The 22,376-nt window shown below is 39.1% G+C and carries 18 protein-coding genes; 6 read left to right on the top strand and 12 right to left on the bottom strand.

Going from position 1 to position 22,376, the window contains the following annotated elements:
* Positions 1-11: 11 nt before the first annotated feature.
* The 4 genes from DWV53_RS05855 to DWV53_RS05840 all read right to left on the bottom strand — a co-directional run bounded on the left by DWV53_RS05855 (position 12) and on the right by DWV53_RS05840 (position 4,321).
* Positions 12-1,520 (bottom strand): GH3 auxin-responsive promoter family protein, encoded by a 1,509-nt coding sequence (locus tag DWV53_RS05855; protein WP_118152297.1) that lies wholly within the window; start codon positions 1,518-1,520, stop codon positions 12-14.
* Between the two features lie 207 nt (positions 1,521-1,727).
* On the bottom strand, positions 1,728-2,810 hold the full coding sequence (gene rnc, locus DWV53_RS05850; RefSeq protein ID WP_118152295.1) for a ribonuclease III: 1,083 nt from the start codon (positions 2,808-2,810) through the stop codon (positions 1,728-1,730).
* Positions 2,800-4,062, bottom strand: coding sequence for a beta-ketoacyl-ACP synthase II (gene fabF, locus DWV53_RS05845; protein ID WP_006848241.1), 1,263 nt, complete (start codon positions 4,060-4,062; stop codon positions 2,800-2,802). Before fabF ends, rnc begins: the two co-directional genes overlap by 11 nt.
* Before the next feature lie 22 nt (positions 4,063-4,084).
* Positions 4,085-4,321 (bottom strand): acyl carrier protein, encoded by a 237-nt coding sequence (locus DWV53_RS05840; RefSeq protein WP_006848240.1) that lies wholly within the window; start codon positions 4,319-4,321, stop codon positions 4,085-4,087.
* A gap of 225 nt (positions 4,322-4,546) precedes the next feature.
* Here DWV53_RS05840 and DWV53_RS05835 point away from each other — a divergent pair, with 225 nt between their 5' ends.
* Both DWV53_RS05835 and DWV53_RS05830 read left to right on the top strand, forming a co-directional pair.
* Positions 4,547-5,149 carry a DUF4254 domain-containing protein gene (locus tag DWV53_RS05835; RefSeq protein ID WP_118152293.1) on the top strand — a complete coding sequence of 201 codons (603 nt, stop codon included), beginning with the start codon at positions 4,547-4,549 and terminating at the stop codon, positions 5,147-5,149.
* A 94-nt stretch (positions 5,150-5,243) separates the two neighbouring features.
* Complete coding sequence (locus DWV53_RS05830; RefSeq protein ID WP_118152291.1) at positions 5,244-6,329, top strand: glycosyltransferase family 9 protein; 1,086 nt, start codon at positions 5,244-5,246, stop codon at positions 6,327-6,329.
* A gap of 206 nt (positions 6,330-6,535) precedes the next feature.
* Here DWV53_RS05830 and ltrA read toward each other — a convergent pair whose 3' ends face one another.
* Entirely contained in the window at positions 6,536-7,942 is a 1,407-nt protein-coding gene (gene ltrA / locus DWV53_RS05825; RefSeq protein WP_118152289.1) for a group II intron reverse transcriptase/maturase, read from the bottom strand.
* A gap of 859 nt (positions 7,943-8,801) precedes the next feature.
* Between ltrA and nadA the strand changes: the two genes are divergently transcribed.
* Complete coding sequence (gene nadA, locus DWV53_RS05820) at positions 8,802-9,794, top strand: quinolinate synthase NadA (protein WP_118152331.1); 993 nt, start codon at positions 8,802-8,804, stop codon at positions 9,792-9,794.
* Positions 9,795-10,116: 322 nt separating this feature from the next.
* Here nadA and DWV53_RS05815 read toward each other — a convergent pair whose 3' ends face one another.
* The gene (locus DWV53_RS05815) at positions 10,117-11,088 is read right to left on the bottom strand and encodes a glycosyltransferase family 2 protein (protein ID WP_118152288.1); all 972 of its coding nucleotides are present in this window, start codon (positions 11,086-11,088) and stop codon (positions 10,117-10,119) included.
* Between the two features lie 78 nt (positions 11,089-11,166).
* Between DWV53_RS05815 and DWV53_RS05810 the strand changes: the two genes are divergently transcribed.
* Positions 11,167-12,126: a glycosyltransferase family 8 protein gene (locus DWV53_RS05810; protein WP_181992424.1), complete on the top strand. Its 960-nt coding sequence runs from the start codon at positions 11,167-11,169 to the stop codon at positions 12,124-12,126.
* A gap of 45 nt (positions 12,127-12,171) precedes the next feature.
* On the top strand, positions 12,172-13,287 hold the full coding sequence (locus tag DWV53_RS05805; protein WP_118152284.1) for a glycosyltransferase: 1,116 nt from the start codon (positions 12,172-12,174) through the stop codon (positions 13,285-13,287).
* On the opposite strand, the gene DWV53_RS05800 is transcribed toward DWV53_RS05805, so the two are convergent.
* Complete coding sequence (locus DWV53_RS05800) at positions 13,280-14,380, bottom strand: glycosyltransferase family 4 protein (protein WP_118152282.1); 1,101 nt, start codon at positions 14,378-14,380, stop codon at positions 13,280-13,282. The genes DWV53_RS05805 and DWV53_RS05800 overlap by 8 nt on opposite strands.
* Before the next feature lie 144 nt (positions 14,381-14,524).
* Between DWV53_RS05800 and DWV53_RS05795 the strand changes: the two genes are divergently transcribed.
* A complete protein-coding gene (locus DWV53_RS05795; protein WP_118152280.1) occupies positions 14,525-15,427 on the top strand; it encodes a glycosyltransferase family 2 protein in 903 nt (300 codons plus the stop codon).
* Here the strand turns inward: DWV53_RS05795 and DWV53_RS05790 are convergent.
* The 5 genes from DWV53_RS05790 to DWV53_RS05770 form a co-directional block, all read right to left on the bottom strand.
* Positions 15,417-17,429: an acyltransferase family protein gene (locus DWV53_RS05790; protein ID WP_118152278.1), complete on the bottom strand. Its 2,013-nt coding sequence runs from the start codon at positions 17,427-17,429 to the stop codon at positions 15,417-15,419. The genes DWV53_RS05795 and DWV53_RS05790 overlap by 11 nt on opposite strands.
* Before the next feature lie 10 nt (positions 17,430-17,439).
* A complete protein-coding gene (locus DWV53_RS05785) occupies positions 17,440-19,509 on the bottom strand; it encodes a two-component regulator propeller domain-containing protein (RefSeq protein ID WP_118152276.1) in 2,070 nt (689 codons plus the stop codon).
* 72 nt (positions 19,510-19,581) lie between these two features.
* Positions 19,582-20,646 (bottom strand): acyltransferase family protein, encoded by a 1,065-nt coding sequence (locus tag DWV53_RS05780; protein ID WP_118152274.1) that lies wholly within the window; start codon positions 20,644-20,646, stop codon positions 19,582-19,584.
* 55 nt (positions 20,647-20,701) lie between these two features.
* Positions 20,702-21,316 (bottom strand): non-canonical purine NTP diphosphatase, encoded by a 615-nt coding sequence (locus tag DWV53_RS05775; RefSeq protein ID WP_118152273.1) that lies wholly within the window; start codon positions 21,314-21,316, stop codon positions 20,702-20,704.
* A gap of 82 nt (positions 21,317-21,398) precedes the next feature.
* Complete coding sequence (locus DWV53_RS05770; protein ID WP_006848224.1) at positions 21,399-22,355, bottom strand: YitT family protein; 957 nt, start codon at positions 22,353-22,355, stop codon at positions 21,399-21,401.
* Between the last annotated feature and the right edge of the window lie 21 nt (positions 22,356-22,376).

The following is a 22,376-nucleotide window of genomic DNA, read 5'->3' as shown; positions in this document are numbered from 1 at the left end:
TGCTGCTTGTTTTATTTGTTCATCATGAGCATCTCATCAATGTTCTTGCGGCTGTTGCTCAAGCGTGGAATCTTATGCTGTCCACCTAACTTGCCCTTGCTCTTCAGCCATTCATTGAAGAGTCCCGGCTTGGCCTTCACTATCTCCAGATGCTGGAGGGTAACGTCGTGAAAGCGCTTGGCCTCGTAATCGCTGTTGATTTCCTGCAGCTTCTGGTCTAACAGACTGGCAAATTCATCGAGGCTGGCTGGCTCCTGAGAGAATTCTATGAGCCACTGGTGACGGCACTTGGCATTACTGTCCATATAAACCGGCGCAGCGGTATAATCAGAAACCTGAGCACCCGTCTTCTCGCAGGCATAAGCCAATCCCTTCTCGGCATTATCCATGATCAGTTCCTCGCCAAATGCATTAATAAAGTACTTGGTACGGCCGGTAATGACAAACTTATAAGGATTCTTGCTGGTAAACTGAACCGTATCGCCGATGAGATAGCGCCACAAACCACAGGAAGTGGTGATGATCATAGCGTAGTTCTTGCCTACCTCAACACCCCAGAGAGGCACAACGGTAGGATTCTCGCTGCCGAATTCGTCCATAGCGATAAACTCGTAGAATACATCATAATCTATCATAAGCGACATGGCTGGGTCTGCCGGATCATCCTGCAGCCCGAAGAATCCCTCGCTGGCATTATAAGTCTCCATATAATGCATGTTCGGCGAAGTGATGAGCTGTTCATACTGCTTGCGGTAAGGAGTAAAGGCAATACCGCCATGGAAGAATACCTCCAGATTAGGCCATACCTCTTCCAGATGCTTCTTGCCGGAAAGTTCCATGACACGCACCAGCACACTAAGCATCCAGCTAGGAACACCCGAGATATTGGTTACGTTCTTATTCATCGTTTCGCGGGCAATAAGGTCGCGTTTCACTTCGAAATCGCTCAGGAGAGCGGTTGACTTCTTAGGAACACGCACCAGATTGGCAAGCGGATTGATATTTTCGATGAGGATAGCACTCAGGTCACCCACCAGACTATCCGACACATTATAGTTAGGCGAATGGCTTCCACCTAAGATAAGGCTCTTGCCATCAAAGAGTCTGCTCTTCGGATTATTGCGCAGATAATAGGCTACGGCATCAAAGCCTCCGGCATAATGAATGCCATGCAAGCCATCATGAGAAACCGGGATAAACTTACTCTTATCGTTGGTGGTGCCAGATGACTTGGCATACCATTTTACCAGTCCCGGCCATAGAATATCCTTTTCGCCATGACGCATACGGTCGATATCCCCCTTCAACTCCTCGTAGGTATTGACAGGAATATTCTGTGCAAATTTATCATAACTGTTGGTGGTATTTAATAAATGCTTGACACCATATTCAGTATTTTTTCCTTTATTTATAAGGTGCATAAGCACTTTATGCTGCAAATGTTCTGCATCATAGACATACTTCTCCAACTCCTTCTGCCGAGGTTTGAAGACGTTACTTACTATCGTTGTTAAACTCATATCTAGATATATATCATTTAAGTAGATGCAAAAGTAAATCAAACTTTTGATATAGAGAAAGTTTTTACTATTTTTTAATACAAAAGGGTAAGATAAAGTATACAAAAAGGAAATATACAACACAAAAGACTCCCATAAGTGGCGATATTTACCATCTCATGGGAGTCTTCTATTAAATCGTATTTCCTATCCGGAAAGAGATACAGTTTACTCACCGTTATCGAAAGCAGCCGCTTCGGCAGCGGCAATAATCTCTTCTCTTGATAATTCCTTAGGCTGAGCCGTGATGTCGCTCAAATCGAACTCATCACTCTCCTTCTTTTCCTCCTTCACCTCGACCTGCATTTCAGTTTCCTGGGCAGTTTCGGCAGATTTCTCTGTGAAAACCTCCTCTTTGAAAACATTGATGTGCTTCTCCTCTACCGGTGCGTTTTGTGCATCAGCATCCTGCGAGATGATGAAATCGTCTTTCACGTCTGTGTTAGGCACGTTTTCAACAGGTTCCTCTTCCATCTTGGTGCGGTTAGCCTTAGCTGTGAACACAGCATCAATATACTGTGGTTCTTTGCGCAGTTTTTCCAAGCTAGTCTTAGAAGCCACCTGCTGGCTTTCCTTCTTGGAATAGCCCTTTCCTACTCCACCTTCAACACCTTCGAGTACAACCTGATAGGTGAAAATCGGGCTACCATTCTTGTCTTTTTGCTGGTCTAGCATAACGAAATCCAGCTTCACGCGGTTTTTCTGGCTCCATTCGATGAGTTTGCTCTTGAAGTTAACCTCCTTATAAGCCACCTTATCGATGTTTATCATTTGTGCCAGAATACGTTTCTGCATAAAATACATGCAGGCATCGTAACCACGGTCCAGATAAATGGCACCTACCAAAGCTTCGAACGCATTTCCTCCCATATAACTGTTATGAGAAGAACTGTGGCCATTAGAAAGAATCAGCTGGTTGATGCCCATTTCCTGTGCCAGTTTATTCAGCGTATCACGCTGCACTAACTTGCTTCGGGTATTGGTAAGGAATCCCTCACGCTTGCCAGGGAAATGCTGGTACACGATATCTCCTACTACAGCATCCAAAACCGCATCACCCAAGAACTCCAACCGCTCGTTGTTCACTGGTTTTCCCTTAGAATTGCGGTGCATGATGCTCTTGTGCAACAGCGCCATCTTGTAGTAGCTGATGTCGTGAGGATAAAAACCGAGGATTTCATATAAAGACAAATAAAGCTCTTTATCCTTGCGGAAAGAGAGCTTTATCCTATCTATAAAATTATTCAGCATACTTCTTGAATACTACACAGCAGTTGTGACCGCCGAATCCGAAAGTATTACTCAATGCAGCACGAACCTCACGCTTCTGAGCTTTGTTGAAGGTAAAGTTCAAGTTGTAATCGAGCTCTGGATCATCATCACCCTCTTCGTGGTTGATAGTAGGAGGAACGATATCGTTCTTCACACTAAGAACACAAGCCATAGCCTCTACTGCACCAGCAGCACCAAGGAGGTGACCAGTCATTGACTTGGTAGAACTGATGTTGAGCTTGTAAGCTGCATCACCGAAGACAGCCTTGATAGCCTTAGCCTCAGAGATATCACCTACGTGGGTAGATGTACCGTGAACATTGATATAGTCAATGTCCTCTGGCTTCAGATTGGCATCAGCAAGTGCACGCTCCATAACGAGCTTAGCACCAAGACCCTCAGGATGAGATGCTGTGATGTGATAAGCATCGGCACTCTCGCCCTCACCTACCATCTCAGCATAAATCTTCGCACCACGAGCCTTAGCGTGCTCAAGTTCCTCGAGAATCAAGCAACCTGCACCCTCGCCCATGATAAATCCATCACGGCTTGCGCTGAACGGACGTGAAGCATGCTCTGGGTCATCATTACGTGTTGACAATGCATGCATAGCATTGAAACCACCTACGCCACAAGCGCAGATAGCAGCCTCTGCACCACCGCTAACGATGATGTTTGCCTTACCCAAACGAATCAGGTTGAAGGCATCAGCCAATGCATTGCTTGAAGAAGCACATGCAGATGTAGTAGTGTAGTTTGGTCCGTGGAATCCAAAGTGGATGGAAATCTGACCTGAAGCGATATCTGCAATCATCTTAGGGATGAAGAATGGGTTAAACTTAGGACCATTCTCCTCGTGAGTACCATAGTACTTCACCTCATCCTCGAAAGTCTTGATACCACCGATACCTACACCGAATACAACGCCAACGTTGTTCAAGTCTTCCTTCTCAAGATCGATATTAGCATCCTTTACACCCTGCATGGCAGCAATCATAGCCAACTGGGTATAACGGTCAAGCTTGCGAGCTTCCTTACGATCAATCCAATCATTGATGTTCAGGCCTTTAACCTCGCAAGCGAACTTGGTCTTGAAAAGGGTTGTATCGAAATGAGTAATAGGCGCAGCACCGCTCTTACCAGCAAGGAGGCTCTCCCAAGTTTCCTCAGGAGTATTACCAACTGGAGTCACAGCACCGAGACCTGTTACAACAACTCTCTTTAATTCCATTTAGTATAATTTAGCTGCTAAATTACTTAGCGTTCTCCTCAATGTAAGAGATAGCGTCACCTACAGTAGCAATCTTCTCAGCCTTATCGTCTGGGATAGAGATAGAGAACTCCTTCTCAAACTCCATGATCAACTCTACAGTATCCAAAGAATCTGCACCAAGATCATTTGTGAAGCTTGCCTCTGGCTTAACTTCAGCCTCATCAACACCGAGTTTATCAACGATAATTGCCTTTACTTTGCTTTCAATTTCTGACATAATTGTAACTTTTAAAATGTTTATAAATCAATTTCTAATTAAAAATCTGAGTGCAAAGGAACACTTTTTTTTTGAGATAAACAAATATTTTGGCGAAAAAAGTGCATTATTGTGCACAAACACCCCCTAATTGTGCATATTTTTGGCATTTTTTTCCATTTTTGTTGGTCGTTTCAGATTATTTTGTTACTTTTGTACGGTATTAATTAAACATTTAAATCCATTATGACATTTACAGAAAAAGCCAATAAGATATTTAATCAGGCGATAGCCGATTATCATATCAAAGACAACATTGATACACCAATCAATAATCCATACCAGGAAGGTAGTATCGAGAACTGCCTTTATCTGAAGTGCTGGATTGACACTGTACAGTGGCATTTCGAGGATATTATCCGTGATCCTCAGATAGACCCGGCTGAAGCACTCGTATTAAAGCGCAGAATCGACAAGAGCAACCAGGACAGAACTGACCTCGTTGAGCAAATCGATACTTACTTCCGCGAAACATACAAAGACGTGAAGGTTCTGGATGATGCACGCATCAACACTGAGAGTCCTGCATGGGCTGTTGACCGCTTGAGTATTCTTGCCCTCAAGATTTATCACATGAAGGAGCAGGTGGAACGCCCGGAAGCTTCGGCTGAGCACAAAGCGAAATGCCAAGCCAAACTGGATGTACTCCTGGAACAGCAGGTAGACCTTTCTACAGCTATCGACCAACTCTTGGAAGATATCGAGGCTGGACGCAAATACATGAAGGTTTACCGACAGATGAAGATGTACAACGATCCTTCAACAAATCCTGTACTCTACAAGAAATAAAAAAAACAGAATAGGAGAGCGCATATACCTTATTATATAATAAGAGGTATGGCTCTCTTTTTTCACCTTATATTATATATAGAAGAAAAAAACGATGAAAACTGAGCATATCCTGGTAATTAGATTTTCAGCCATGGGCGATGTAGCCATGACCGTACCTGTAATTCAATCTTTGGCCAAACAATACCCGAAAGTTAGAATTACTGTGCTCAGTCGTCCCTTTGCCCGTCCTTTCTTTGAAGACTTGGCTCCTAACGTTGGCTTTATGGAAGCTGATATAAAGGAGGAGTACAAAGGGGTGAAAGGACTCAACGCACTCTATCGCCGATTGATAGCCAAACAGTTTACAGCAATTGCCGATTTACATAGCGTGCTGCGTTCCGATTATCTGCGTATGCGCTTCAACCTGGATAACTTCAAGGTTGCACATATTGACAAACATCGCAAGGGAAAACGCAAGCTGGTAGCTTCTAATGGTAAAAAACTTGTGCAGCAACCTACATCGTTCCAAAACTATGCTGATGTTTTTGCACAACTTGGATATCCTATCCACATGGATTTCACATCTATCTATGGGGATGGAAAACAAGGAGATTTAAGTATCTTACCACAGGAGGTGTTCGGAGTAGGAGAGAACGCTATCTCACTAGAAGACAAGCACATAACAGATCCGTGGATTGGTATTGCTCCCTTCGCTGCACACGAGGGAAAAATATATCCGATACAACTGATGGAAAAAGTTATCCAGCGACTTATCCACAATCATCCACACGCTCATATCTTCCTTTTCGGTGGAGGTAAAGACGAAACACCAGTGATGAACGACTGGGCTGAGAAGTATCCACAGCTCATTAACGCTTCTTCTCATCTTAACGGATTGAAACAGGAACTCATCCTGATTAGTCATCTGCACGTTATGGTGAGCATGGATAGTGCCAATATGCACTTGGCATCGCTTGTAAACACTCCTGTAGTAAGCATCTGGGGAGCTACCCATCCATACGCAGGTTTCATGGGCTGGCATCAGGATCCTGCCAATGCCGTACAGCTTGACTTACCTTGCCGCCCTTGCAGTATCTATGGTAACAAGCCTTGCGCTAGGGGAGACTTCGCATGTATGAAGAATATCTCTCCTGAACTGGTAACAGAAAAAATTGATTCTGTTTTGAACAAAAGATAGGGAATCAGAACTTCTATATATAATAATATATCAGAAACCTATATATAAATAGGTATTGAATAGAAAGAAACAGATGAAAATCCTATAACCAAAACCAACCATATAAATAACTCAATCGAGTAGGAGGAAAACGAAGTAGTTTTTCTCCTACTTTCGTTTTCCGACCTCTCACACCACCGTACATGCGGTTCCGCATACGGCGGTTCCTATTTTGGGTGCCATTCGATGTATGAACCCATCAATGTAGCATAGCCTGCCATGCTCAACTTTTCGTTGGTTATCGCACGACATAGTATGTAACTGCCAGCTATGCGCCAATACCCCAGACGACTATTGCCCCACATGTAAGCCTGGTATTTATCTATACCACACTTTATCAAGTTGGCAATTCTCGTTTTCACTCTCTTCCACGACTTCCATATACACATACGTAGCCGTCGCCTTAGCCACTCGTCAGTTTCCATGAGGAAACGTTTCATGTTGGCAAGGTGATAGAAACCTACCCACCCCCTTATGTACTCTTCAAGTTTTTGCTTCCTCTTGGCATATCCCCAACCATTGCTTCGGGAAGTCAACTCCTTGAGTTTGGCTTTCATCTTGGATTTGGCTTTTGGGTGTACCGTGAGTTGGCATTTGCCTTTCATTACATAAAAGGAGTAACCAAGGTATTTCACACCTTGCACATAGGACACAACCGTCTTGTCCCTGCTTACCTTCAGATGAAGTTTTCTTTCGATGAATCGGGTTACGGATTCCTTTACACGCTTGGCTGCACGCTTGGACTTACAAAATATCATCAAGTCATCGGCATAGCGGACAAAAGGGAGACCTCGGCTTGTGAGTTCCTTGTCCAACTCGTTGAGCATGATGTTGCTCAAGAGCGGACTTAGAGGTCCTCCTTGGGGAGTACCTTCCTCACTTGCCTCGAACATACCTTTGTTCATCACACCACTGCGAAGATATTTGTGAATAAGGCTTATCACCCTATCGTCCTTTATCGTGCGGCTGAGGATTTCTATGAGTTTACTGTGGCTCACCGTGTCGAAGAAACGTTCCAAGTCGAGGTCAACCACATAAATGTAGCCATCATCGATTATTTTCTGAGCACCTCTTAGGGCATCATGGCAGCCTCTTCTCGGACGGAAGCCGTAGCTTCTTGGAGAGAATTGACGCTCATAGATGGGAGTTAGGGTCTGGTTGATGGCTTGTTGAACCAGACAGTCTATGACCGTGGGAATGCCCAACAGGCGCATCTTGCCATTGTCTTTGGGTATCTCTACCCTTTTTACTGGGTTCGGACGGTATGAACCGTCAAGCAAGGAACGGATTAGGGCATCCTTGTTAGCCAAGAGCCAAGGGAGCATTTGCTCACATGACATCTTGTCGATACCGCTACAGCCCCTGTTACGCTGCACTGCCTTGTAGGCTTTGAGTAGGTTATCAGGACTGATGATGCGCTCCAACAGGTGTTCCTTGTCGAATGGTACTTCCACGATGTTGTCTTCACATATCCACATGAAGGTCTGCGCTCCCACATATCCTTCGGATTCCGTCCTATCTTTCTGTGGGCAGCCCTTGACTTCTGCCAATGTTTTCTGCATTCTTTCCTTCATAAGGTACGTTTCAATTACTATCGTTTAATTTATAGGTTCTGCCCTTCATGGAGCGTTATCCAGAACTCCACTACTATGGCATCTGCTGACTTCTCACAGCAAGCTTTACTCCATGACTTTCGTAAAGGCAACTAATCGCCATGTCCGTGAGACCTCCTCGGATAAGGGCTTATTCTTTCCATCTTATACCCACTTCATTTACACCAACCATTCCGAATAGCTATAGGACTTTGATTTGTGTGGCAATCTCATCCATGGTCAAATGCCTTATATGAAGTTTCTCTACGTTAGGTCAGATGTTTGCCGCCAGCTTCTTTCAGATTCCATCTCGCAGTGGACACCCTTGCTATTGGCTATACAATTCCCGCTATTAGGGCTTGTTAGGGACTTGCACCCATTAGAATAAGCTCATGCCGAGCATACGACCAGAGAGCAGAATATCCTGATGGATTTCTGCTCTTTTTTGTTTTCCACAAAAGCGTGGATAAGTGTACGGAAAAGCCCAATAATAACTTTTTAATAAGTTTGTAAATATCCACACATACCTATCTCAAACCAACAAAAAGAGGATATCCACATAGATATTATTAAGTTTTTAGAAACTTTTTCGCAGTTTTTGACCGAAAAAAGATATAAACTTATTAACTTTGCACCGAATTGGGGAAATGTTGATAAACCGGTTAATGCATTAAGAGACAAGAAAAAGATTTCAAAGGTCTCTGCGGATAAACAGGAATAAGACTTGGATAACGAAATACGCAAGTTTTTATGCAGAATGTTATCCACTTATCCACGGCATATCATCATCTCTATATTCTCTTTTAAAAAAATAAAAAATAAGAAATATAATATGAATGTTATGGTGAAAAAAGAATGGATTGAGAAAGGATACGTTGACGAACCTGTTGACGAAGCCTTGGACTTGAAAGCTGAAATCAGAAAGCTTTGCAAGGAGAAAGATGCTATTATCCTCGCCCACTACTATACGGTAGGTGCGATTCAGGACATCGCCGACTTTGTTGGCGACTCTCTGGCTTTGGCTCGTAAAGCTGCAGAAACCGATGCCCAGCTAATGGTTATGTGTGGCGTGCACTTCATGGCTGAGACATGCAAACTCTTGAGTCCTGACAAAATTGTGATCTGTCCTGACTTGAATGCTGGTTGCTCGCTTGCTGACAGCTGTAAGGCTGAGGATTTGAAAAAGTACAAGGAAGAGCATCCAGGATATAAGGTTGTGAGTTATGTAAACACCACGGCTGCAGTGAAGGCGCTAACTGATTGTGTAGTGACAAGCGGTAATGCCAAGAAGGTGATTGACAGTTTCCCACAGGACGAAAAAATCATCTTTGGTCCAGACTATAATCTCGGTAACTATATAAACAGCATTACAGGCCGCAATATGTTGCTTTGGAACGGTGGCTGCCATGTACATGAGAAATTCTCTGTAGAGGCTATAGGTAAACTGAAGCAGAAGCATCCTGAGGCTGTTGTGATGGCTCACCTGGAGTGTAAGGCACCAGTACTTGCTGTAGCTGATGTAAAGGGCTCTACAGCCACCATGTTGCATTATGCCCAAGAGCATCCTGAAATCAAGGAGTATATTATCGCTACAGAGGCTGGTATCCTGCATGAGCTGGAGCGTAATTGTCCTAACGTAATTTTCTATCCCGTACCTCCAGAGGTAAGCGAGGGTGGAGTAGGTTGCAGCTGCAATGAGTGTGAGTATATGAAGATGAATACGCTCAAGAAGATATATAATGCATTGAAATTTGGTTGGCCAACAGTTGAAGTGGCTCCTGAAATAGCGAAAAAAGCGGTCAAACCAATAGAAAAGATGTTATCACTATCGTAGAATGATGTGGTGAAAATTATAAGATTAGTGGTAAAATTTGTTTTTTTATGGGTGAAAAAATCATATTTCGCTACCATAAAATGTATAATTTACGACTTTATAGACAAAAATCGTCGTATCTTTGCATCAGTTAAAACAAACGGACGTTGTGAAACGTCATTTCATCATCTTTTACTTATACAAATAATATTAGAAAATTTAATCTAATTATAAAGATAGAGCGTTCAAGTGATTTGAATGCTCTATTTTTGTTTATATAGGATTTTCTCTTATTCCTCTGTATGCTTATCCGGATGGGAGAAATCTTTATGCCTTCATTCATTTATTTCTTGATAAGAAAGAGAAGTGCAATTCGTCCTACGTATGTACTTATCATCTTTCTGAACATCATATATTTCTTGGTATATTCTTTGTTCGGAAGAGGATATAATCCGTGTTTCCTTAATTCTCTGATCGCATGATTCAAGGATATCAATGAATGCTTCAAACGGATATTGTTAACCAGATAATCCATCGAGAGCTGGGCTATACGGCGGTTGAGTGCCTGGCGCTCTGCTACAGGAACCGTATCGAGCAACTTCTGAAGATGTAGAATCACCTCCAGTTTATTGTCCATGTGGATATCTATCTTATCCTTATTTTCTAATTCGCCAGGCGCGTATTTATCCACTCTATTATAATAAGGTGAGGTCTGAGTCTTGAATATTCGTTCTGCCCGTAAGAAGAGTTGTGGTGTAAATTCCTCGTCCTCGCCAAAACTGATGTTTGGTGAGAACAGCAGGCTCCCCACAATGGCGCGGCGGAATATATAGGAACAGGCTGAGCCTAAAAGGGTATTGTTGTTGAGGTATTCTGTGCCGCTGATTGGGGTAGGAAGTTCGTAAGACGGTTCTCCTGTATCATCCTTGCTGAAACAGAATGTAACGATATCTGGATTATGGAATCTCACGATGTCAAGGCAATGTTCATAGGTTGGCTGAAGAAGATAATCATCTCCTTCTATAAACTGGATGTATTTTCCTTTGGCTAAGTATATGCCATAGTTGCGTGCCATACTGCTGCCTAAGCCTGGTAATCTTAAATAGAGCAGGTTATCCAGCAACTCTTTTATCTGGCTGGCTACCAATTCTTCGCTACCATCATCAACGAGAATTATTTCCCTCTCTTTGGCATTGAGCGAAAGCTGAAGGATACTATTGATGCATTCTACAAGATGTTCCTTCTGATGGTTGCTTGTAGTAATGATGAAACTCACCAATGGTGAAGATATCTCTGATATTAATTCTTTCTGCATAAGTTATTCTTTTTTATGACTGCAAAGATAATAAAAAGATTTAATTTACGTATTAATAGTAGTACAAAAAACATAAAAATGGAAATAGTTTGTTCTACTGATAGTAAATATATCATGCCGACCGGTATCATGTTGACCTCTTTGTTTGAGAGCAACAGAGGAGAAGTTGTCAATGTACATCTCTTGCATGATCAGAATTCTGCTGCATTATTGAATCTTATCAGAACCATAGCTGCCCGTTATCAGCAAACAATTCATTTCTATCTTATCAGCGATGAGATTTTCAAACATTTTCCAGTTGGTCTGGATTTTCAGGTAGATCATGTAGGAACTTCGTTTGCTACTTATTATCGTTTATATCTTACGGAAATTCTGCCTGCTGATATTGATAAGGTTATCTATCTAGATGGCGATATTCTGGTTGTGGATAAACTTGTTAAATTGTGGAATACTTCTGTTGAAAACTATGCAATTGCTGCTGTTCCAGATAGTTATAATAATAAGATAGAACACTATAATCGCCTGCGTTATCCCCAAACTTTGGGATATTTTAATGCAGGTATGTTAGTTGTCAATCTGAAATATTGGCGTGAAAAGCAGGTGCTTCTCAAATTCTTTGATTATGTGAAATCTAATACGGAAAGGTTGAGATGTCATGATCAGGATGTACTGAACTATCTGTTCAAGGATTCTAAGTTGGTATTACCTATCAAATATAATGTACTGAATGAGTATTGGTTTGATTTGCGTTATTCTCTTATCTCCTGGGAATTTGATGAACAGATATTGGAAGCTCAGGCTCATCCGGCCATTATCCATTTTACGGGTATTCCTAAACCATGGTATAAGAACTGCAAGCATCCATGGAAAAAGGAATTTGATAAGTATAAAGCGATGAGTCCTTGGCGTGATGAAAAAGAAAAGCGCTGGATGCCATTGAAGTTCTGCCTGGAGAAAATGGCCATAAAACTGGTGGTAAGCATGGGACTGCGCAAATCTGATTATATTGTAGAAAATAGGTATATTGAATTGTCTTAAGTTTCTTATATTCAAGTATCTTATAAATAAGTATCATATAAAGTTATGAAGATTCTGTTGGTTGGTGAGTCTAGTTTGCTACATAATACTCTCAAGAAGGGATTAGTAGAACTTGGACATCAGGTAACGCTGATGTCCGACGGCAATGATTGGCACAACTCTCCTCGTGACATCGACTTGCGCCGTAATATGGAGCGTTATGGAAGATGGAGCGGGCTTATGGTGTTGTGGAAAATTGTCTGCAATCTTCATAAGATATGTGGAAATGATATTGTTCAGGTACATAACTATCAATTTGTGCCTTTGATGGGGTGGTGGAACATGCTGATATTCTGGTTTCTCAAGCTTACCAATAAGCGAATCATTAAAGGCTGTTTTGCCGATGACCCACATCTGTTCAGACAACAGGCCAAGGGTATTCCAGCTTATTCTGATACTTTTTGGAATGGTAAATTACAGAATATCGAGGAGAATAAAGAACGTATGGCTTTTCATTTCATGCCTCAGTTTGATAAGTGCTGGCATATTGTATCTTATCATTCTGATGCTTTGATAGCCTGTCTTTATGAATATTACCTCTGTTACGATGTTTCTGAATTTCATAAAAAACTCTACTATATTCCTCTCCCTATGATAATTCCTGCTATAGATGAAAACAGGCAGAAAGGGAATGGTGAGGTTATCAAAGTGCTTGTAGGTTTACAACCCAAGCGCGAGTATCTGAAAGGTGCTTTAAAGATAGCTCATTTTGTGGAAATTCTGGCAAAGAAAAATCCTGGTAAGATAGAACTCAAATATGTAGAAGGAGTAGACTATGATGAATATTGCCGGATGCTGGATGAAGCAGATGTTCTGGTAGATCAGTTTTACAGTTATACTCCATCCATGAATTCGTTGGCAGCCATGGCACGTGGTACTGTGGTTATCGGTGGAGGAGAGGAAGAATATTATGAGTTCATTGGTGAAACAGAATTACGCCCTATCATCAATGTGAGTCCTGAGTATTCAGAATCTCAGAATGTGGCAATCATCGAGCAGGCTTTTTTCCTTCCTGGAAATCTAACCTCTCTCTCGCACCAAAGTATCTCTTTCGTTATGAAATACCACGATTATAGGAAGGTGGCAAAAGAGTATGAACAATTATTTATTTCACTCATGTAGAAACATAAGTGTTATATAATTGTTCTATAAGTTTTACCCATTTAGGAAATATCTGTTCACGATAGTATTGTTTTCCTACTTTTATAGCATGGATTCCAAATTTTTGTCTCAGGTTTTCTGAACTTATCATTTGTATGATTGCTTCAGAAAACTTATTTTTATCCCCTTGTGGTATTAAAAAACCATTATATCCATTGGTTATAATATCTTTTGCACCATATTTAAAGTCAAATGCTACAGTTGGTATTCCGCAGGCTTGCCCTTCGATAAGAGTTATGGGTTGACCTTCATATCTTGATGGTATAACTTGAATACTATAATTAGGATAGATATCCCATATATTATCGGTTCTGCCACAAAGTATAATTTGTTCTTTTAGATTGAGAAAATTGATTTGTTGTTGTAATTGTTCATAGCAACTACCTTCTCCATAGATATGGAGTTGCCAGTTTGGATATTTTTTTGCAACTTTTTTCCAGCATTCTATAAGAACATCAAATCCTTTAGCATATTCTAATCTACCAACAGCTATTACTCTTTTGGTGTCATAGTTTTCCACTAGTTTATGGGGTGTGTTGATAAAATTGGGTATAATACTTATTTTTTTTGTATGTTTATATTCTTTAGCGTCACCTTTAGTTAAGCAAACTACTTGATCGGCCGCTTTTTCCATAAGAAAAAATAATTTATGATAAGGAGTAAATGAACGAGCAGAATGCGACTCGTATACTTTTTTTGCTTTTGTTTTGATTAAGGGTAATAAGATAGCTCCCAAACTCATAGTATAGAATATGAGTTTAGGTTGGATACGATTGATAATAGTTTGAAATTTAAAGATAATTTTTCCTATTGTTATTATTCTAAAAAGAGTTTTTAATAGAATAGAATTATTTTTGGGAGTGAACGGAATTTCAAGAGAGATGAAATCCACGCTTTCCTCTAGATGGTAGCTTATAGGATGCTCATCATGATATATGGAAACAATAGTAACATGATGTTGAAATCTTGAGGCTAAATAATTAGCCTTTTCAGCAATAATTCGTTCTGCTCCACCTTTTATTGAAAAATCTTCTATAACATATACTATTTCCATTTTATATAATAATAATGAGATTTATTTATTCACAAAAATACGATATTTCAATTTATCTACCAAAAATACTTGTTATATTTAATAATTCTTATCATATACTCCTTGCTATTAGCAATAAAACAGGATTATTTTCGTTTAAATAGTATGATTATACAAGAGCTGTCTATACTTATTCCTGTTTATAATGATGAAGCCACTTCGCTGGTAAAATCTCTTCATAAACAAGCACAAGCTGTTTCTGGTTTGTGTTATGAAATTATTGTTTTTGATGATGGTAGTACTAACAAAAAAACTATTGAAAATAATTATTCATTGACTCTTTTGCCAAATTGTCGTTATATATGTTCAGAACATCATGATTGTCGTGCTGCGATGCGAAATTCATTAGTTAGACAGGCAAAGTATGAGTGGCATTTAATGATAGATGCTAGGTTGATATTAGTGAATAATGATTTTTTGATACGTTATCTTAGTTGTGGTGTTCGGGTTGGAGAAGTTGCCTGTGGAGGAGTTTGTGTGGATGGTGGTTCTCTTACTGTTCAATTATGTCGTGAGAATTTGCGTTTTAGATACGAAAAGCATGAAGAATCTAAACATTCATATATAGTGAGAAAGTCTGAACCTTATAAATCCTTTCGTACAACCAATTTCTTTTATCATAAGTCTGTATTGGAACAAGTTCCTTATAATGAACAGGTTAAGGGGTATGGTTATGAGGATGTTTTGCTGGGAAAGGCATTAAGTGAAAAGAAGATAAAAGTAACCCATATTGATAATCCTGTTGCCTATACTGAGTTTGAGGAAAATCTGGTTTATCTTCGAAAAATAGAAGAAGCATTACGTACTTTGCATGCATTTGAAGGAGAGTTGAATGATTACTCTCCATTATTGCATGCAAGAAATATCTTGAGAAAGTTTCATCTTCTGGGCGCTTTCCGAAAGTTTCATGCTCTCTGTAAAGGTTGGGAGCTTATGAATCTTTGTAGCAATATGCCTTCTCTTTTCATATTTAAACTCTATAAACTAGGCTATTACGTCAGCCTTTAAGTTTAGGAAGAGATAGAATTGTTATTGCAAATGGAATGGCTGCATCTATATAGGTTATGTCGTAGTTTGAATTAAATATATCTGTCCAATTCCCATAAATATACATAGAATATCCATAGGAGATTATTGGGATGAGCAGTAGTATTATAACAGAATATAGAACCTGAAATTGGTAACTACCTTTCCAGGTTAGTGACATGGTAAGAGTTATTGTAACAAGGAATATTGTTGCAATAGGGCTACCTTGTCTAAACTGTAAGGAAAAAGGATTATTTTCAGCTCCAAATAACTCCTTGGCATCCCATAATATTAATGGTAGAAATGTCATTGCAAATACTCCCACAATAAGAAGTGGGATAAGAATCTGCTTCTTTACTTTTAATTTTATATAGTATGGAAAAAATAGAATGAACAGAGGAAATGCTACGCTCAGTCTGGTAGATAACCATAAACCTACACACACAGACAGAATCCATGGGTGCTGTTTGAAATTAATTTGATAGACTTGCAGTATATTGATAAAAGCTGCTAGCAGAAAGAAGTTTGATATGAGATCGCTTCTTACAGCTACTTCATACCAAAGGTTAATAGAAAGGAACAATAAAAGTGTAGCCTTGATGGCTGCTTTGTAACCTGATAATAACTTAATACTGTAGATAAATATCATGCAAGTGAATATTTCTGATAATCCTACGTTCTGTAATAGATAGAATGGTATATGGAATACCAGCCATATAGGAAATGGTGATGCATTTCCGCCTAGATGTGTTTTGGCAGAATACGGAAATTGTCCATTGAAAAGATTTTGGATAGGATAAGCTAAGGCTGACCATCGATCAACTTTGTTGGTCAAAGGGTCAAAATGGTATTGTACTATCAATAGTCCTATTACAAGAACTGTAGTTGTTGCAGCAAACAGATAGGGTAAATATTTGTTTATTTTTTTCTCTTCTTCTTCTTTTGTTGCAAAGAAGAGTAGACCTAAAGCCAAAACTAAAGCGTATCCAATACAGATGTATCCATAGTGTTCTGTAACTCTCATACTATATTTGCACATGAGTGTATAGCATATCCCTATATAGAGAATGCCTGTTAAGCTATAAATGAAATAGCTTTTTTTACTTAGAAGCTGATTGATTCTTCTGAAAATAACACTTATGATAATTGAATATGCAGAATAGATGAATATGGATATAATACCAGTGATGGCTGGCATGAAGTTGTAATGAACTATATATAATTCGTAACTGATTTTACCTAATTTATTGAATATACCAATTTTTTTTAATAGTGGAAAAAGGAAAGGTGCGGCTATGATAGACATAGCTAACGGCAGTTTAATGTTAAGCAGTATAACATTAAACAGTATCGATCCCTTTATTTGCTGAATAGTTGGTATTTCTTTGATTAACAGGAATATAATTCCGTATATTACGCTTAGGAAAGTATACTTCAATACATGCTTTTTGTTTAGTTTGTTCAGCTTCCCAACATATTCTGATGCTAAGTATCCACAGAAAAAGGAGAAAGCTTGTTCACTATATAGTTGTTGCTGGAATACATTATATATTCCAAAAACAAAAAGAATGTATTTCGTATTTTTCGTAAAAAATCTTCTGCTTATCCAATATACAAGATACCATCGTATGATATAATCGACGAACCAGAGATCTGAAGCGTAAAAAGTCAAATTCTTTAGAAGTTGTACTGAATTAAAATGTTCAACGAATGGTAGTTGAAATAAAAAGATAGTCCAGCATGGGATGATTACACGAAGAAATCTCTTTTTCCAAAAGTTATTGATGCCATTTATTTTATGGCTTTCATTAATTCCAAATCCTGAAATAAATAGGAAAACAGCAACAGCAACGCTATCAAAAATATTAAAAAAGCGAAGATAGTTCTCTAACTGCATAACAAAGTGCATCAGCATGATTAATAATGCTGATACACCTTGCATCCATAAAGTATTTTGACGTGATAATATATTATTTTCTGTCATTGATAGTCTTTTATCTAATAATAGCTATTTTACAAACAATTCCCTTTTCACCACTCTCTGTCGCAGTTTCTACCATGTAGATACCGCTGGCTACTTTCTTGCCGTTTAGGTCACAACCATCCCAGGAATAACTGCCTCCTGCACTTCTGCCTTCGTTTATTAAAGTTCCATTTGTTGATACAATTTTAATATTAGCATTGAAAGATAATCCAACGATGTTTATTTTGCCTGTATAATCTGGTTTCACCGGGTTTGGATATGCATAGACATTATCTTTGGTCATTTCAGAGTTAGAACCGACAATTCCATTATTGAAAGAGCACAGTCCTTTATCTGTAGCAAAATATACCTTTCCTGTATTGTTATTGACAGCAATACTATATACGATATTCGATATTAATGGAGAATTATCTGTATCAAAATGATAAATTTGTGTATTGCAATCATCACTAACCAAATATACTCCATTATCGGTACCGAACCATTTCTGGTTTGCTCCGTCTACTGCTATACAACGTATATTACTATTATCTAATAGATAGTCTGCATAATTAGTATTATCATTACGAGGTACTTTATGTTGTGTAAATATATTGTTACCATTTTTGATGTCTGACATTGAAAGATAAAGAGGACCAGATGTTGTTCCTATCCAAATATTACCATTTCTGTCTTCTGCCAAACAATGTACGTAAATTGGAGTAATGTCTCTTCCATCCTCATTGGTAAATGTAGGTCCATACATTGTTAATTCATCTGTATTATAGTTATATTTATATAGTCTATTCTTTTCATAATAATTGTTTACAAACCATATATTCCCATTATTCTTGCCGATAATTAATCCTGTTAGATTATATCTGTCATTAGAACCTATTTCCGAATGAGGATAGTGTTTCCATTCTTGTGTAGTTTGGTCAAACGATAGAATAGAATTATCTCCTAAGCTATTTAAAAGCCATAATTTTCCTCTTGCATCATATTTTACGGATGAAATAATAGTATAATTATTACCCAACGGTGATGTAATAACGCTTGTATTGTCTTTATTGTAACACTTTATGAATTTTCCATCTTGAAATTCATATAATCCAGCCTTTGAACCTACCATGATATGTCCTTCTTTTGATGGGTCAAAGTCAAGATAGAGCAGGTCTCTGTACAGATGGCCTAATGAAGCATCTGAAGGTTGCTCAAATTCTTCCCATTTTTCTCCATTCCAAACATGCACTTCTCCCATGTTATTACAGTCTTTTTCTTGTGACCAAGCACCCGCTACTGCATATAATTTATTTTTATTAATGTATAAACGGTAGAATTTATTAGATGCAGGACCATCAGGAATAATACCTTCCGTTTGATATATTTTTTCCTTATCAGTATTTAAGGTATAGTATGTCAATTTGCCTTCTTTTACCGTCCACCAATATTTATTAGTTGTATCATAGACGTTAGTAGAATTTATTGTTTGTTCTTTGAAATTACCGGCTTTTTCCCAATTATTGTTATCTAACAAGTTATTCTTTAAAACTCCTTTATATAAGCCAGCTTCTTTCGAAGCTGCATAAAGACAGTTGTCTTCTATATAACTATAGTTAACATTAAAGCCCAACTTGTATGTATCGAGTATTTTTCCTTCTTTTGTATCTAGTTTAATAATTCCAAAAGAGAGAGATAAATAAACATTTGCCCCACTTATATTTATATGGTTTATCTGTTTATTATCTGTCATACTTTTCAGATACAAATCAGGCACATTAACTACATTTCCATTGGCATCCAACAGGTCAATATTGCCATTGGTATATGTAATTACCAATTTTTTGGTAGTCTTATTCCAAGCTATATGATTAATATCAAAGTCGGAAAGAGTGTTTGCTTTATCGTATGTAGTAACTGAACCATTTTTTATATGATAAGAAAAAAGTCCGTTAGATGCTAAGGCAAACACTAGGTTTCCTGCTGGCTCGATTTCTGTTATATCATTATAACTGGTGTATATTTCCCAACTTTCCTTATCTGTGGCCGATAAGGGAAGTACCATGAATAGTATTGTAATTAATAATGTTATTGTCTTCATTGTCTGTTATTTTAAAGCCTAATACTATATTAACTGCAAATATAATTATTTATTGTTTTTATAAACAGATACTTATAGATATTTTTGAAGTTGATGCTGGATGGGTAAAACGATAGCTTTCTTTGCTATCCATGCTGTGAGGATAATAAAAGCGAGGGATAGGATGAATTGGAATTCTTGATGTGGATTTCCTTCTCCATATCGTTTAAGAAATATACTCTGTATGATGCGAAAGCAGAGATTATGACAGAGAAATATTTCAAAACTGATGCTGCCTAGCCATAGCAAGAGTTTATTATGGAATATCCTAATAAAACAACCTTTACCTTGATCTCTTGCTGTAAAATAGAACACGGTTATGGCTGATGGTATCCAATAAATAATGGCACAGCGAATGTTCGGATTGCAATGGATTGATAGGAAATACATTGCGATAAACAGCAATACCACTCCCATATCCGATAGGTTTACTTGCCAGAAAGAAGTTGAGTTTGTTATCTTATCTGCTATTTTTTTACCTTTTTCTGATCTGCATACTTTATATAAAAGGATACCTATTATGAAATCTATCATTCTGAATAATGGGTGGGCATAAATGTAGCCGGCTGAATAATCTGCTTGTGCACAGAGCGAGATACTGATATAAACTGCCATATATATACTTATTGTTGCTAATAAGTATAACCAGAAATGTCGCATAATCCAAGCGTATAAATACTTAAATATAAGATAGAAGAAGATAAGATCAGAAATAAACCATGTAGCTGCATTGAGATGAGCCATAAAGTCATGTGCCGGATACCAGGTTTGTATCAACAGCGAATGGGATAGAATCTGATACCATGGTAATATACGCCCTAATCGCCAATCCATTAATATGAGAATGGCGAGAATCAGAATATGAAGAGGATAGAGTTTGATGATACGGGAAAGGAAAAAATTTCTGTTTCCCAATACTTCTTTCTGTAGTTTTTCTCCTTTGCTTAAAGAGAGTACAAAACCACTGATAACAAAGAAAATGGCAACAGGAAACTCGCCCAAGTAATTGATTAAATCTTGGGATATGGGTAGGGTGGAATGCGAAATCACAATCATTAGGATAAGAATGAATCGCAGGGAATTGAGTGTCCTGATCATGATGCCTTTTCTTTGTTATAATGTTATTCTATTCTGTATTGAACAAGAATGAATATTATTTCTTTTTCAAATACTCTGCCAATTTAGCCACGGCTCTGGCTCTGTGGCTGATGCCGTTCTTGATTTCCTCACCCAGCTCAGCAAAACTCTGGTCATATCCTTCCGGAACGAAGATTGGGTCGTAGCCGAAGCCTTCGGTACCATGCTTCTCGGTGGCGATATGGCCGTTTACGATACCTTCGAACTGGTGAATTTTCTTGATGCTGGTGCAGCCGCAAGGACATACATCCTGCTTCTCGATGTAGCAGATAACGGTGCGGAAGCGGGCCTGGCGGTTTTCCTTACCATCCAGTTCTCTCAACAGCTTAGCCATGTTAGCCTCACTGTCGTGGTCGGTACCCTCGGCATAGCGGGCACTATGAACGCCAGGGGCACCATCAAGTGCCTCTACCTCCAGACCGGTATCATCGGCAAAGCAACTTACGTGGTAATGGTCATAAACATACTGCGCCTTCTGCAAGGCATTCTCTTCCAATGTGTTGCCTGTTTCAGGAATATCCACATCGCATCCTATCTCCTTCAGCGATACAACCTCGTAGTCGCTGCCCAGGATGTCGCGAATCTCCTGGAGTTTATGCTGGTTATTTGTTGCAAAAACTATCCTTTTCATAAGTTTATAATTTATAGTTAATAGTTTATAGGGCATTCTTGCAATAGTGCTTCTTGCTATACGGCGAAGCCGCTATAAACTTTTAACTTTTAATTGTTTTAATGTCTTTATCTTTGATTTTCACCTTCATCTCATCAAATCCCTCGCCATACACACCGATTACGGAACTCTGACTTACAAAGGCATTTGGGTCGATGATCTTGACGATACGGAAGATGGTGACGCTCTCGTTCTTCTTTGCTAGGATACAGAGCACCTTCATCTCGTTGCCCGTGTACCAGCCATGGCCATCGAGAATGGTTACGCCATGATCCATCTGCATACCGATGGCATTGGCTATCTCCTGATATTTCTTGCTGAATATCATAAACTGCACACTTTCTCGCTTGGCATTCATCACATAGTCGAGTACCAGGTTTTCTATCACCATCGTACAGAGACCGAATACTACCTTTCTAACAGCGTCTATCGTGGTAAACTCTGGTTTTGCATTGAAGACGAAGAATGAACTGCCCACGATAAGGAGATCCACGAAGATAAGCACACGGCCCAGCGAGATGTTGTGATATTTGTTGACGATGGCAGCAATGATATCCGTTCCACCTGTACTTCCATTATGCAGAAAGACGATGGCGAGTGATAAACCCGTAAACAGACAGCCGATGATGAGCGACATGAAGTCCTGTCCCTCTCCCAATATCTGCACCATCTTGCCATCTTCACCTATCATCCAGTCTTGCGCCAGAGCCAGGAATAGGGAGAGCATGATGATGGCATAGATGGTCTTCACCATGAATTTGAATCCCAGAATCTTCAGCGCGGCAAGCAGCAAGGCGGCATTGATGAGAAAATAAGACAAATAGATAGGTATCCCCGTGCCGTAGTAAATCACGGCTGCGATACCCGTTACGCCACCCGTTACTATCTGGTATGGAAGCAGAAAAATGGTCCATCCAAATGTGTAAAGCAAGAGTCCAAGAGTAATGTAGAAATAATCCTTGCACTCATTCTTAATTGTTTGACTGATTGCTATTTGCATAATATTTTCCTCGTATTTTTA

The organism is Segatella copri, from assembly GCF_003465495.1.
GTDB lineage: Bacteria > Bacteroidota > Bacteroidia > Bacteroidales > Bacteroidaceae > Prevotella > Prevotella copri_G.
Note: the sequence above shows the minus strand (reverse complement) of the source record. Positions and strands in the feature narration are given on the sequence as shown.

Bases quoted from the DNA above. Each gene is read 5' to 3' on its own strand.
- rnc (WP_118152295.1), bottom strand. From the start codon at position 2,810: ATGCTGAATAATTTTATAGATAGGATAAAGCTCTCTTTCCGCAAGGAT.
- ltrA (WP_118152289.1), bottom strand. From the start codon at position 7,942: ATGAAGGAAAGAATGCAGAAAACATTGGCAGAAGTCAAGGGCTGCCCA.
- DWV53_RS05835 (WP_118152293.1), top strand. From the start codon at position 4,547: ATGACATTTACAGAAAAAGCCAATAAGATATTTAATCAGGCGATAGCC.
- nadA (WP_118152331.1), top strand. From the start codon at position 8,802: ATGGTGAAAAAAGAATGGATTGAGAAAGGATACGTTGACGAACCTGTT.
- DWV53_RS05840 (WP_006848240.1), bottom strand. From the start codon at position 4,321: ATGTCAGAAATTGAAAGCAAAGTAAAGGCAATTATCGTTGATAAACTC.
- DWV53_RS05805 (WP_118152284.1), top strand. From the start codon at position 12,172: ATGAAGATTCTGTTGGTTGGTGAGTCTAGTTTGCTACATAATACTCTC.
- DWV53_RS05795 (WP_118152280.1), top strand. From the start codon at position 14,525: ATGATTATACAAGAGCTGTCTATACTTATTCCTGTTTATAATGATGAA.
- DWV53_RS05775 (WP_118152273.1), bottom strand. From the start codon at position 21,316: ATGAAAAGGATAGTTTTTGCAACAAATAACCAGCATAAACTCCAGGAG.
- fabF (WP_006848241.1), bottom strand. From the start codon at position 4,062: ATGGAATTAAAGAGAGTTGTTGTAACAGGTCTCGGTGCTGTGACTCCA.
- DWV53_RS05770 (WP_006848224.1), bottom strand. From the start codon at position 22,355: ATGCAAATAGCAATCAGTCAAACAATTAAGAATGAGTGCAAGGATTAT.
- DWV53_RS05815 (WP_118152288.1), bottom strand. From the start codon at position 11,088: ATGCAGAAAGAATTAATATCAGAGATATCTTCACCATTGGTGAGTTTC.
- DWV53_RS05780 (WP_118152274.1), bottom strand. From the start codon at position 20,646: ATGATCAGGACACTCAATTCCCTGCGATTCATTCTTATCCTAATGATT.
- DWV53_RS05785 (WP_118152276.1), bottom strand. From the start codon at position 19,509: ATGAAGACAATAACATTATTAATTACAATACTATTCATGGTACTTCCC.
- DWV53_RS05810 (WP_181992424.1), top strand. From the start codon at position 11,167: ATGGAAATAGTTTGTTCTACTGATAGTAAATATATCATGCCGACCGGT.
- DWV53_RS05830 (WP_118152291.1), top strand. From the start codon at position 5,244: ATGAAAACTGAGCATATCCTGGTAATTAGATTTTCAGCCATGGGCGAT.
- DWV53_RS05790 (WP_118152278.1), bottom strand. From the start codon at position 17,429: ATGACAGAAAATAATATATTATCACGTCAAAATACTTTATGGATGCAA.
- DWV53_RS05855 (WP_118152297.1), bottom strand. From the start codon at position 1,520: ATGAGTTTAACAACGATAGTAAGTAACGTCTTCAAACCTCGGCAGAAG.
- DWV53_RS05800 (WP_118152282.1), bottom strand. From the start codon at position 14,380: ATGGAAATAGTATATGTTATAGAAGATTTTTCAATAAAAGGTGGAGCA.